This is a genomic window from Acetobacterium sp. KB-1, from assembly GCF_003260995.1.
Lineage (GTDB): Bacteria > Bacillota > Clostridia > Eubacteriales > Eubacteriaceae > Acetobacterium > Acetobacterium carbinolicum.
In genome coordinates, this window is sequence record NZ_CP030040.1 from 138620 (window position 1) to 151808 (window position 13189).

The 13189-nt window shown below is 41.3% G+C and carries 12 protein-coding genes; 8 read left to right on the forward strand and 4 right to left on the reverse strand.

Annotated elements, in window-relative coordinates:
• The first annotated feature begins 9 nt into the window (after positions 1–9).
• From DOZ58_RS00675 to DOZ58_RS00710, 8 genes are all read left to right on the forward strand, one after another.
• On the forward strand, positions 10–483 hold the full coding sequence (locus DOZ58_RS00675; RefSeq protein ID WP_111886532.1) for a hypothetical protein: 474 nt from the start codon (positions 10–12) through the stop codon (positions 481–483).
• 242 nt (positions 484–725) lie between these two features.
• Positions 726–1121, forward strand: coding sequence for a B12-binding domain-containing protein (locus DOZ58_RS00680; RefSeq protein WP_111886533.1), 396 nt, complete (start codon positions 726–728; stop codon positions 1119–1121).
• A gap of 33 nt (positions 1122–1154) precedes the next feature.
• Positions 1155–2531: a methyltransferase MtaB domain-containing protein gene (locus tag DOZ58_RS00685; RefSeq protein WP_111886534.1), complete on the forward strand. Its 1377-nt coding sequence runs from the start codon at positions 1155–1157 to the stop codon at positions 2529–2531.
• A 75-nt stretch (positions 2532–2606) separates the two neighbouring features.
• Complete coding sequence (locus tag DOZ58_RS00690) at positions 2607–3260, forward strand: B12-binding domain-containing protein (RefSeq protein ID WP_111886535.1); 654 nt, start codon at positions 2607–2609, stop codon at positions 3258–3260.
• A gap of 35 nt (positions 3261–3295) precedes the next feature.
• The gene (locus DOZ58_RS00695) at positions 3296–4093 is read left to right on the forward strand and encodes a methyltetrahydrofolate cobalamin methyltransferase (protein ID WP_111889644.1); all 798 of its coding nucleotides are present in this window, start codon (positions 3296–3298) and stop codon (positions 4091–4093) included.
• Positions 4094–4303: 210 nt separating this feature from the next.
• On the forward strand, positions 4304–5854 hold the full coding sequence (locus tag DOZ58_RS00700; RefSeq protein ID WP_111886536.1) for an exopolyphosphatase: 1551 nt from the start codon (positions 4304–4306) through the stop codon (positions 5852–5854).
• Positions 5851–7959 (forward strand): RNA degradosome polyphosphate kinase, encoded by a 2109-nt coding sequence (locus tag DOZ58_RS00705; RefSeq protein ID WP_111886537.1) that lies wholly within the window; start codon positions 5851–5853, stop codon positions 7957–7959. The genes DOZ58_RS00700 and DOZ58_RS00705 overlap by 4 nt, the downstream gene beginning before the upstream one ends.
• A 2-nt stretch (positions 7960–7961) precedes the next feature.
• The gene (locus tag DOZ58_RS00710) at positions 7962–9497 is read left to right on the forward strand and encodes a Ppx/GppA phosphatase family protein (RefSeq protein ID WP_111886538.1); all 1536 of its coding nucleotides are present in this window, start codon (positions 7962–7964) and stop codon (positions 9495–9497) included.
• A gap of 53 nt (positions 9498–9550) precedes the next feature.
• Here DOZ58_RS00710 and DOZ58_RS00715 read toward each other — a convergent pair whose 3' ends face one another.
• Genes DOZ58_RS00715 through DOZ58_RS00730 form a run of 4 tightly spaced genes read right to left on the reverse strand, consistent with a single transcriptional unit; the run spans position 9551 to position 13065 of the window.
• Entirely contained in the window at positions 9551–10264 is a 714-nt protein-coding gene (locus DOZ58_RS00715) for an ABC transporter ATP-binding protein (RefSeq protein ID WP_111886539.1), read from the reverse strand.
• Positions 10251–11054: an ABC transporter ATP-binding protein gene (locus DOZ58_RS00720; RefSeq protein ID WP_111886540.1), complete on the reverse strand. Its 804-nt coding sequence runs from the start codon at positions 11052–11054 to the stop codon at positions 10251–10253. Before DOZ58_RS00720 ends, DOZ58_RS00715 begins: the two co-directional genes overlap by 14 nt.
• Positions 11054–12157 carry a branched-chain amino acid ABC transporter permease gene (locus DOZ58_RS00725; protein ID WP_111886541.1) on the reverse strand — a complete coding sequence of 368 codons (1104 nt, stop codon included), beginning with the start codon at positions 12155–12157 and terminating at the stop codon, positions 11054–11056. Before DOZ58_RS00725 ends, DOZ58_RS00720 begins: the two co-directional genes overlap by 1 nt.
• Before the next feature lie 14 nt (positions 12158–12171).
• Positions 12172–13065: a branched-chain amino acid ABC transporter permease gene (locus DOZ58_RS00730; RefSeq protein ID WP_111889645.1), complete on the reverse strand. Its 894-nt coding sequence runs from the start codon at positions 13063–13065 to the stop codon at positions 12172–12174.
• Between the last annotated feature and the right edge of the window lie 124 nt (positions 13066–13189).

Sequence of the window (13189 nt, forward strand, 5' to 3'; positions counted from 1 at the left end):
GGAAGAGATATGTATCAGGATGAATTTTTGCCGGTGGTTTTTAACGTCCGGCTTTCATCGAATCAGGCTTTGCCAGTCGAAAAATGGCGGTCACGGATTTATGATGTACTACATGTATATGTTGACCAGATTTGTAAAAATGAAGAGCACATGATCGGACATATTAAGGCACTGGCGCAGATTGATGAGCATGATTTTATTAAGTATAGCTGTGTCAGTAGTAACAATGTGATTAATAGTAAGTTACATGGAGAGCATAAAGAAGTCTTTAATATAAATATGATTGTGAACTCGCTGGTATCGAATATCAGCGAAAATGAAAGCCGTGTTTTTCTTGAGCGGTCATGTAGATCCTTAGAAAAGCGAGATTCGATTATCAGTATCGCAATTGAGAACACGCAAGAGCGACCAGTAAGTCATCATCACCATGATCATGGCGATGGTGATGATTGCCCAATCTGTAATAGTCACCACCATAACTAATAAATTTGTATGATTTGCACAATTGATGTTATTTACAATAAGTAACATCAATTGTGCTTATTTTATGCTGATAATAAAACTAAAAAGCAATATAGTACCAAATTTTACAAAAAACGTCTAATGACGAAGAGTAAAAACAAGCGTATGATAAGAGTATAAAATGAATTTTAGAAATCCTGCAGGTACTAAAATTTAAATCGAACTCAAGGAGGGGTAAATTAGTTCTTTCGAGACTATAGAAAATGATGATCGATTATAAAGCGTTAATCTGTTGCATAGAAAATCTTGATGGTGATAAGATCGTAGAAATAATAGATGATTTCGTCGCTTCTAATCCAACAAGGGATGAAGGGATCGACGTGATGAAAGTTTGTCAGATGGGTACTGAAAAAGTTGGCGTTTTGTATGAAAGAGGAGAATATTTCGTCAGTGATTTATTAGTTGCAGGGGCACTTTTAGAAGAAATAAAAGAAAAACTGCAACCGATTATTGGTGAGGACATCAGGAGTTTTAAGTCTGGCCGAATTACCCTTGGATCGGTATTTGGAGATGTACCTGAACCAGGAGAGATTGTTTTAGCTAAAATTGTACAGCTGGCTGGCTTCACAGTCATTAAATCCAGAGCAAAAGTCTCATAAAAGGGGAACTGAATTTAAAATTAGGAGGAAAAAATGGTAAAGAAGTTTGATCAATTAGCAATTAAAAATTTGGACGATTTTGTATACGGGACCTGTCCCAATCCGGTCACGACTAAAAGTGGCATGGTTATTGGAGGTGGTATTGTTTATCCCGAAATTAACTTCACCTTACCAGGTATGGATGTCGACGATGAAACCTTGCCCAAAGCTGTGGGTATTTATACCGATATCATCGACGGGGTATTAAAACGGGCAGCAGAATTGTATTCTCCCGGCGTTTTAGTAGAGTTTGAATTATTACCGGAATTTACCCATTTCCCTAAATATGGTATTGAAGTTAACCGTGTTCTATTAAATGGAATGAAAGAAGCAGCCGAAAAATACGGCTTAAAATCTGCTCTTCGAACCACACCGAATGATTTAAGAGAGTTTGATCGTCCGCCCATTATGCGTAGTGGGCAATACTGGGAAACCATGCTGGAATTGTACGAACAATGTGCTAAAGATGGTTCCGACTTCTTTTCGATTGAATCAACCGGCGGTAAAGAAGTTCATGATGATGCCCTGGTAAAAGCTGACATTCGATTAGCTATTTTTGCCCTTGGGATATTGGGCTGTAACGATATGGAATTTTTATGGAAGCATCTTGTCGAGCTGGCAGAAGCAAATAACTGCTTTGCAGCCGGGGATTCGGCTTGTGGTTATGCTAATACCGCCATGGTCCTTGCAGAAAAAGGTTTTATCCCCCATGTGTTTGCGGCCGTGATTCGTGTAACTGCGGTTCCACGAGCTTTGGTTGCCTTTGAACAGGGTGCTGTTGGTCCAAGCAAAGATTGTGCTTATGAAGGACCTTACATCAAAGCAATTACCGGTTGTCCCATTTCTATGGAAGGTAAAAGTGCAGCCGGTGCCCATTTAAGTCCTGTTGGCAATATCTCAGCAGCACTAGCAGATACCTGGAGTAACGAATCGATTCAGCAAGTTAGATTGTTGTCAGACATGGCCCCAATTGCTGCGATTGAACAGCTTAGTTATGATGTCCGTCTGATGAATGCGGCCACAAAAAATGGACAACAATTGATGTTCCGGGATTTATTGGTTCAATCGGATTCAGCGCTCGATGTTCAAGCCTATGTGTTACGACCAGATGTGGTATTACGAATCAGTGCCGAGTTAGTTAAGGAACAGAATCATTTCTTAAAAACGCGATTAGCGGCCAAATTAACGGTTGCCGAGCTTAAAAAGGCGATTGTAGAAGGAAAAGTAAAAAGTGATAAGCGCGATATGAAGTGGCTTGATAAAATGGAAAAACAAATCGACAGTATTCCCGATGATCCTGATGAATTTTACAGTCAAATGAAATCGGTGCTTAACATGGATAAATTCATCCCGAGTGAATATGGTTTATAATTCTTTAGCTAAAACAAATAATTCTAATCGTGTGAAAATGATAAAAAAATCGAAATGTGAACAAGGAGGATTAATATGGCAACTTTACAAGAAGTATCCCAATGTGTTTTGGAAGGTGATTTAGATAACGTAAAAGTACTGGTTCAAGCACTTATTGATGAAGGCACAGAACCAATCGTGATAATTAATGAGGGCCTGATTGCCGGCATGAACATTGTCGCACCATTATTTAAAAGTGGTGAAATGTTTGTTCCCGAAGTTATGGAATCAGCCGATACCATGAACGAAGGCATGAAATTGGTAAAACCCTTGATTATGGACGGTGACATTCCCAGTAAAGGAAAGATGATTATTGGAACCGTTAATGGTGATTTACATGATATTGGCAAGAATCTGTTAATCATGATGGTCGAAAGTCGCGGCTATACTGTAATTGATCTTGGTGTTGATGTGAAGGAAGAAGATTTCTCGGCCGCCATTAAAAAACACAATCCTGATATCGTTGGGATGTCATCAATGTTAACAACGACAATGATGAAGATGGAATCAACCATTGCGCAAATTAAAAAAGATGGACTCCGGGATAAAATTAAAATTATCATTGGTGGCGCTCCGGTAACCCAGGAATTTGCAAATGATATAGGCGCTGATGGTTATTCAATGGATGCATCCACAGCAGTTGAACTGTGTGACCGGATGATGAGCAGTCCGGAAGAATTAAGCGCATAATAAATACATAATAATAGGAGGAGACAACAATCATGCTGACAATTGTAGGTGAATTAATCAATACGAGTCGACCCGCTGTAAAAGAAGCCGCTAATAATCGGGATAAAGATCTGATCATTGATCTTGCCGTCCGTCAGGCCAAGGCCGGAGCTACATATATTGATGTAAACTGTGGGAATATGATCAATAATGAAGATGAAATCATGGAATGGCTAGTAAAAACGGTCCAAAGTGCTGTTGAAATACCCCTATGTATCGACAGTCCAAGCGCTTCGGCACTGGACATCGGCTTAAGTCTCTGTAAGTATGGTCGACCCATGATCAATTCCATATCGGATGAAGAGGAACGATATGATGCTGTAGCACCGCTGATTGGTAAATACGATGCGAAAATTGTGGTGCTCTGCATGGACAGTACAGGGATGCCTGTAACATCAGATGATCGCATGAAGGTTGTTCATAAACTCCATGAGAAATTGACTCAGGAAGGGGTTAAGGAAGATGATATGTATTTTGATCCCCTGGTAAAACCGATTAGCAGTGTGACGACCGCTGGGGTCGAAGTATTAGAAACCATCAAAAAAACGAAAATGGAATATCCGAACGTACATTTCATGTGTGGACTCAGTAATATTTCGTATGGTCTCCCGAATCGAGCGATTCTTAATCGGCTCTTCGTTGTTCAGACCATGACACTGGGGATGGATGGCTATGTTCTGGATCCAACGAACGACAAAACCATGGCCGATATTATCACCGCTAAAGCGTTGCTGGGTATGGATAATTACTGCGGCGGCTACATTAAAGCCCATCGAAAAGGTCTACTTGGCTAGAATTTAATATCTGAGATTTACTCCAATCGAATCCTATCAAAAAAAGTCGGCCTAATTGCCGGCTTTTTTTAATGGGATAAAAGATGGTAATTCGATCAATAAGCGGATTTAAAGAAATGACTTACCTAAAAAATCAAAATTTCGATGAGTTTTAACATTAAATTTTTCAAAATTGTGATAAAATAGAAAAAAGTATGTGAGGTGACGTTTATGATCAAGCGATTTTCAGTAATTTATATTGGCTCTATCCGGTGTGAACTAATCGTGGGACAGCGGGGAAAAGGGTGCATTAAAATATTAGATCGAGCCATGTTTCCCATTAATTTCGGTAGTCAGAGTTTTACAAAGGGCGAGATTTCATTTAAATCTGTTTATGCATTATGTCAAACGATTAATGCCTATATCGAAATGTCTAAAACTTATGGCGTTGAATCGATAAAAATATTTGGTACAACAGCGCTTCGTGAAGCAAGGAATCGGCTTTATATCCTTGAGCAGATTAAAATTAATACCGGCGGCTATGAGGTTGAAATTCTCGATAAGGAAGAAGAAACGCATCTTATTTATCGTCACATGGTGTTAAAGTGTGATCCGGAATTTGACATTATCAATGAGACCAAAGCGGACCAGATGCTGGCATCAATTTCTAGTGGGAATGTGTCGGTGGCGCTGTTAAAAAATGGTATTATTGATTATCATCAGACCGCCCAGTTGGGTTATCTCAAAATGAAGGAAATCCTTAAGTCCATTGAAGAAAATTCGGAGCGGTTCGAAACCCTGCTCATGGAGTTTATCTCCATCAATACCCAGGATTTTGTTGAAAATATCAGAAAGCGTCAGATTAAAAGGCTCTTCGTATCCTCCCATGAAGTCGATGTAATTGCACAACTTTGTGGTTACACCGAGCGTCAGGACTACTACCGTGTAAATGCCAAAGAATTTGGCGAGTTATGCCAAACAGCTGGCGATCTGACCGTTAATCAATTATTGAAGAAGTATCCGCTCTTGGATCAAAATGAGGCTGAAACCCTGAATCATACGCTGATGCTTTATCTAAAACTGTTGGCAGAAACGGGGGTGGATACGTTTATACTGATTCCGATGGTCATTGGGGATGCCTATTTAGACTTTCAATTTCAAATTACTAAAAGACAGCAACTTATTGAATGGATTGAAGCGGGCAGTTATCTATCGGCAAAAACCATCGGTAAAAAATATCACACCAGTCACAAGCATTCGGAGTTTGTCGAAAAAATCAGCTTAAAGATTTTTGACTCCTTAAAGAAATACCATCAACTTGGAAAAAGGGAGCGCCAGCTTTTATCGATGCTTTGTTATCTCATGGAAGTGGGGAGTTTCATTGATCATAAGAATTTTTGGGTTCAGAGCCGGTATATTATTGAAACGACTGATATCATCGGGGTTACTGAGGAAGAGAAAGCCGTAATGGGAATGGTGGCAGAGGCGGTTAAGACAAATTTCATCAAAGAAGAAGAAAAAATGCATTCAAATGATGAAAAAGAGCAGTTGCTGGTTGCTAAACTGGCGGCAATTCTCAAACTGGCCATTGCCCTTGATAAAAGTTATCAGCAGAAAATTCAGAATATTTCCTGTCTCGTCAGAGATGAAAAATTAGTGATCAGCTTGACGACCGGGAAAAATTTTCAATTGGAAGAGTATTTTTTTAAGGCAAGCCGAATGACCATGGAAAATGTCTATGGCATTAAACCGATATTAAAGATTAAGAGGGTTGAATCATGAAGAGTAGTTTATTGATAAATAGAGAGATCAGTTGGTTGGATTTTAATTATCGGGTCCTGGAAGAAGCGTATGATAAAGGTAATTTGGTTATGGACCGGCTTAAATTTTTAGCCATTACAGCATCCAATTTGGATGAGTTTTTTATGGTTCGGGTGGCCGGCATCATGGATCAGATTAATGTAGGCTATAACAAAAAAACGGTGGATGGCTTAACCCCCACTGAGCAATTAACAATTCTCAATGGCATCACTCAGGAAATGATGGCCAAACAATATACCTGTTTATCAAAATCGATCATACCGGAACTGAATCAGAATAATATCTTTTTTTTGAGTTATAATGAGCTGGATGAAGAGGGTAAGGATTTTGCCCTTCATTATTTCAGGCACGAATGTTACCCGGTTTTGACCCCTCAGGCGATTGATAACAGCCGTCCCTTTCCTTTGGTGAAAAACAACCAGGTTTATCTTTGTATTATGCTCCATGATACAGAAGCAAAGGTAAAGGATGAAAAGGATTTTTTGGCCATCCTCGAGATTCCCAAGGTTTTGGATCGGATTATTGCGTTGCCCAGAGCTGAAGATTCCAAGATTCTTAATTATATTTTTGTTGAAGATCTGATCAGTCCCTTTGTTAATGAGCTGTTTACTGGCTATGATGTCAAACAGGTCAGCGAATTTCGAATTACGAGAAATGGTGACTTGGCCATCGATGAGGATGAAGCCGAAGATCTACTGATCGAAATTGAGAAATCCATTCAGCAGCGTAAATGGGGGGCCAGTATCAAACTCGAAGTTACGAAAGACATGAGCAAAAAAATGAAAAAATGGCTCATGAATGAGTTGGAGATTGCTGAAAGCGAGTTGTATGAGCTTAAGGGGAATTTAGATCTGAGCTGTTTTATGAAATTTCAGAGCCGTAGTGAATTTAGTGAACTGAGGGAACCACGTTATACTCCGATGATTTCCAATGAATTTTATGGAGCGACTGATATTTTTGAGGTGATCCGAAAAAAAGACCGCTTGCTCCACCATCCTTACCAGTCTTTTCAAACAGTGGTGGATTTTGTTAAAGCAGCATCGATCGATCCGGATGTGCTGGCCATTAAACAAACACTTTATCGCGTCAGCGGCGATTCTCCTATTATTGAAGCCTTGATCCAGGCGGCTCAGTATGGCAAACAGGTAACCGTCCTGGTAGAACTTAAAGCTCGTTTTGATGAAGCCAATAATATTGTTTGGGCAAAAAAATTAGAACAGGCCGGGTGCCACGTGATTTATGGTTTGGTAGGACTAAAAATTCACTGTAAAATGATCTTGGTGGTGAGAAAAGAATCTGATGGGATCAGACGCTATGTGCATCTGGGTACGGGAAACTACAATGATGTGACTGCAGGTCTTTATACTGATATGGGGATGTTTACAGCCAAGGAAAGCTATGGATCCGATGTTTCGACGCTTTTTAATCTGCTCTCCGGATATAGTCACTATGCGCTTTGGAAAAAAATTGAAGTGGCGCCTAAAACCCTGCGAAATGCTTTTTATATTGCCATTGACCGGGAAATTGAGAACATTAAAATGGGTGAAAAAGGAAAGATTATTGCAAAAATGAACTCACTAGTGGACGAAGGCATTATCAATAAGTTGTATGAAGCATCTCAGGCTGGGGTTGAAATTAAACTGATTGTTCGCGGGATGTGTTCGCTTAAGCCGGGCTTGCCGGGGATCAGCGAACAGATTACTGTTCATAGTATTGTGGGAACCTTTCTGGAACATAGCCGAATTTATTATTTTTACAATCAGGGCAAGGAAGATATTTTTCTTTCGAGTGCGGACTGGATGGAACGAAACTTGAATCGGCGAATCGAAACACTCTTTCCAGTCGAGGAAGAGAGCCTCAAGAAGGAAATCAAACATATATTGGATATTACCTTAAAAGATACCGTTAAAACTCGGTTAATGACCGAAACCGGATCGTACATACGCATTGACAAACGTGGAAAAGAGCTGATCTCCTGCCAGGACTACTTCTGCAATGAAGCAGAGCAAGAATTTGAACAGGCCAGGAATCAAGCAGTTTTATTACAGAATATTGAGGGAGAATAGACGTGGAAAGACGAAATATTGGTGTTATTGACATTGGCTCAAATAGTGTCCATCTGGTGATTGGCGAATACTATAATAATGAATATTTTCAAATTATAGATGATGTAAAGGTGAACGTTCGCTTAAACGACGGACTGGAAGAAACGGGAGAGCTCCAACAGGATCGAATGGACTTTGGCATTGAAACCCTCAGTATGTTTGTTAGCATGTGTAAGGCTTATCATATTAAAAAGGTCATTGCAGTGGCAACGGCAGCGGTTCGAAAAGCAACGAACGGAGCCGAATATGTGGCACGAATCAAGGCCGAAGTGGGACTGGAAGTAACCATCATCCCCGGTGAGGTTGAGGCCTCCATGGATTATCTGGGGGCGATCAATACGTTGGACATTAAGGATGCTCTGCTCATGGACATCGGCGGTGGCAGCACCGAGTTTGTTCTCATTAAAGGTCGAAAAAAAGTGGACACCGTCAGTCTGCCCTTCGGGTCCATTGATTTGGCTGAAAAATTTGATTTGACAGATGAGGTTACAGATAAAAAACTTAAGGCTTTGGATGAATTTTTAAAAGAAGCTTTCAACGAGATGCCAATACTGAAAAAAGCCGCTGGTTTGCCAGTCATCGGCGTGGGCGGAACCATTCGCAATGTTGGTCGGATTCATCGTAGCTTTGTTGATTATCCACTAGAAATCGCCCATAACTATCGGATGAAATCAAATGACGTGAAACGGATCTGTGAAATGGCCGCCGGCATGAATTTAGCGGAGCGGTCGAATCTTAAAGGTTTGTCAAAAGGCCGGATCGATATTTTTGTGGGTTCCAGCCATACCCTGGAACGGGTTATGAAACACATCGATTCACCCGAATTGATTATCAGTAATGCCGGTTTGCGGGACGGTATTATCTATGATTATTTTGGTTATAACGAAGACAATCTGGTTTATGATATTTTTGAACTGTCGCTGGTTAATATTATGCTTAACTTTAATGTAAACATTCCCCATGCGTATCATGTTCTTAAACTCGCAGAAAATCTGTTTGAACAGCTAAAACCGCTACATAACATTAAAGGGGATGTGCGTAAAATGATTCGCGCCAGTGCGATGCTCCATGATGTGGGGATTAAGCTACAATTTGGAAACCATCATGAACATAGTTTTTATATTATCTTAAACTCAGGTCTTTTGGGGATTGAGCAAAAAGAATTACTGATGAGTGCGTTTATTGCCCTCAATCATCGCACCAATAAAAAGATTCAGATTTCGGAAGAATACTTCGGATTGCTTCAAGATAATGAGCGGCATCTCATTGATCAGCTGAGTCTATTTCTGCAGATATCGGAGTATCTGGACCGCAGCATGGATGGGGTAGTAAAAGACGTGAAGTGTGTTATTATGGAAAAAGAAGTCCAGCTTAATGTACTGACAACGGGTCATTCGGTATTTGATAACATGATTGTCAATGAATGTGGTAAAAAATTTAAGCGGGTGTTTAACAAAACGTTGACGATTAATAATAAGGTCATTATTTCAAAACGATAAAAAAGCCACCAATTATTCCGAGTGAAGAATTGGTGGCTTTTTTTATCAGATTGCTATTTATTACGATGGCTCTTGCCAAGATAAGCTTCTTTAATGCTTTCGTCAGCCAAAAGTTCTTTACCGGAACCTTCTTTCGTGATTTTTCCAGTTTCCAGTACATAGGCATAATCGGCTACTCGCAGCGCCATATTGGCATTTTGTTCGATTAAGAGAATCGTCATTCCTTCTTTATTCAAGGTTTCGATGATATCAAAAATACCTTGAACAATCAGCGGAGCAAGTCCCAGCGAAGGTTCATCCATCATTAGTAGTTTTGGCCGACTCATCATCGCCCGCCCAACTGCCAGCATTTGCTGCTCGCCACCAGATAAGGTTCCGGCGTGTTGCCAGGAACGTTCTTCCAACCGGGGAAACAAACCGTAGATTCTCTGGATATCCTCATCCAAATTGTCTTTGCGCATATAAGCACCAATTTTTAAATTTTCCAGAACTGTCAGATCGGGGAATACATGTCGGCCTTCCGGTACCAGGGTGATGCCTTTATCGACAACTTTTGTAGTGTCCAGACCCAGAAGTTCGTCACCGTGATAGGTAATACTCCCAGCCTTTGATTTAACCAGATTGACGATGGCACGGAGAGTGGTACTTTTTCCAGCACCGTTCGCTCCAATCAGTGTTACAATTTTACCTTCCGGCACTTCCAGATCAATGCCTTTTACCGCTTCAATTCCGCCATAAGCGACTTGCAAATTACTAATCTTCAACATCGGCGTCTACCCCCAAGTATGCTTCAATAACCTTTGGATCATTTTGAACCTCGTCAGGCGTTCCTTTAGCGATGGTACAGCCAAAATCCAAGACATAGATATGATCAGAAATTTCCATAACCAGATCCATATGATGCTCAATCATAAAAATGGTCAGATCAAAATCAGTTTTCAATTTAAAAATCAGGGCCGTCAATTCGTCTGTTTCCTGGGGGTTCATCCCCGCAGCTGGTTCATCCAAAAGAAGCAGTTGCGGTTTGGTTGCCAAGGCTCGGGCGATTTCCAGATGCCGTTGTTGTCCATAGGGCAGGGAAGAGGCTTTTTCGTTTTTCAGATCGATGAGTCCCAGTCGCTCCAGTAAGAATTCACAATCGGCCTTAGCCTGACGTTCGCCCTTTTTTGCTTTCGGTGCTCTGAGTATCGCGGAAAGAAAGCTATAATTCGCATTGACATGGGTAGCCACTAGGACGTTTTCAAGAACGGTGAGTTCTTTAAACAGCCGGATATTCTGAAAGGTTCGGGCAATGCCCAGGCCAGCTATTTTATCGGGTTTTTTTCCGGTAATATCAATCTCGGCGGCGTTGTCCGTTTTATCTGTTGGGGTAAAAAAAACCTTCCCATTGGTGGGGGTATAAACACCGGTGATGACATTAAAGGCGGTAGTTTTACCGGCGCCATTGGGTCCGATCAAAGCGGCCAATTCGCCTTTTTTGATATCAATGTTTAAGTCATTGACGGCGACTACACCGCCAAATTGCATGATGACATTTTCTGTTCTTAGAAGACTCATTAATTGCCACCTCCTTCAGTTGAGGTCTTTTTTTTGCTTAGTTTTTTCTTGATTACCCGGTATTTTTCTGCAATGAAATCCCAGGTGAGCTCATTGGTACCCATTAAGCCCTTTCGGTAGAAGAGGACGATGACCATCAGTAGGAATGAGAAAACAACCATTCTTAGTCCCGGTCTGAAGATGGGCAGATCCAGGCCGAAGGCCATCGGTTCATCCAGAAAACGCAGGGCTTCCTGACCCAAGGTGACGACAAAGCTGGCAATGATGGTTCCAGAGATACTACCCATGCCACCAAGAACAATGATTAGCAAAAAGTTGTATGTCAGGATAAAATAAAATTGTTTGGGGTCAACCGTTCCCAGTAGGGCAGCAAATAATCCGCCGCCGATGCCGGTGAAAAACGCACCAATCAGAAATGAGGTCATCTTTGTTTTAAAGAGTGCTACGCCCATCGCTTCGGCAGCTATTTCGTCTTCACGGATGGATTTAAATGCCCGCCCGTAGGTTGAGTTAATCAGTAGGATCGTTGCAATGATGATAATGATCGCAATCCCATAAGTCCACCAGAGACTACTGATGGTCGGAATGCTCTTAATGCCCAGTGCACCATTGGTAATAGACTGAGTATTGGTGAATATGATTCGGATAATTTCAGAAAAACCAAGGGTAGCAATGGCCAGGTAATCACCTCGGAGTCGCAAGCAAGGTGAGCCAATGAAAAAGGCCGCTACAGCCGAAGCCAGACCACCCAGAATCAAAGCGACAATAAAGGGTAATTCAATATTGGCTAGAAATGGTACCATCGGCTCAAGATAGAAAATTGCTGCTCGCGACTCGATGGGAACGGTAAAGACCGCTACAGTATAGGCGCCAATGGCCATAAAACCGGCCTGTCCCAATGAAAATTGTCCGGTAAAACCGTTGACCAGATTCATCGCTAAACTGACGATGACATAAATCGCGCATAAATTAAGTAACCGCCGCACATAGGAATCAACAAAATTGTCGGCTAAACCGATCCCAATTAGCAGCACCACCAAAAATACGGCTGTTTTCCAGTGAAGTTTTAAGTAGGCACCGATGTTGTTTTGAGTTTCTTTCATTTCTGGTACCTCCCCTAAACCTTTTCCACATGTTTCTTACCAAGAAGACCATTGGGAAGAAACAGTAGAATAATTATCAAGATGACAAATGCGATGGCGTCCCGGTAACCAGTAAGCGCTGGAAAAAAGGCGACCATCAGAACCTCGGAAAAGCCCAGGATCAGACCGCCAAGCACGGCCCCCTTGACGTTGCCGATGCCACCAATGACGGCAGCAATAAAGCATTTAAGTCCAGGGACAACACCCATGAGGGGTAACACCGATGGGTATTTCATACACCATAGAATAGCGCCGACCGCAGCAAGGGCAGAGCCGATTGCAAAGGTTGAAGAAATAACCCCATTGATCTTAATTCCCATGAGTTTGGCGGTGTCATAATCAACAGCCACAGCCCGCATGGCCATGCCAACTTTCGTTTTATTAATGATAAAAAGTAGTGCAGACATCAGGACAAACGCGACAATTGGAATAACGATAGAAACCGGCTGAAAGGACAAACCACCGATAAAAAAAGGTGTTGTCATTAATGGGAATTCAGGAAAAGCCTGTGGTTTTCCTGAAAACAGGTAGGTGGCAACATTTTCAAGTAAAAATGAAACCCCGATTGCTGAAATCAAAAGTGATGTTTTGGGTGCTTCCCGCAGAGGGCGATAGGCGACCCGCTCGATGGTGACTCCCAGTAACATGGTTAAACCAATCGTGATAATAAACGTGACATACCAGGGAAGAACAAAAACTGCAATCCCAAAATATGTGAAATAGGCAGCCATCATAAAGATATCGCCATGGGCAAAGTTGATCAGTCTCAGGATGCCATAAACCATGGTATAGCCTATGGCAATTAAGGCATACAAACTTCCCACTGATAAACCATTGATAAGTTGCTGTAAGAATGTTTCCATTGTCATTCCAACGACCATAATTAAAACCTCGTTATATCATTTAATTTAAATTGAGGGTATCTGATAACAAATACCCTCAATGTTTGTTCCGTGTGAAAAGGGCGCGCAGCAGAAATATCGTTCTGTTTCA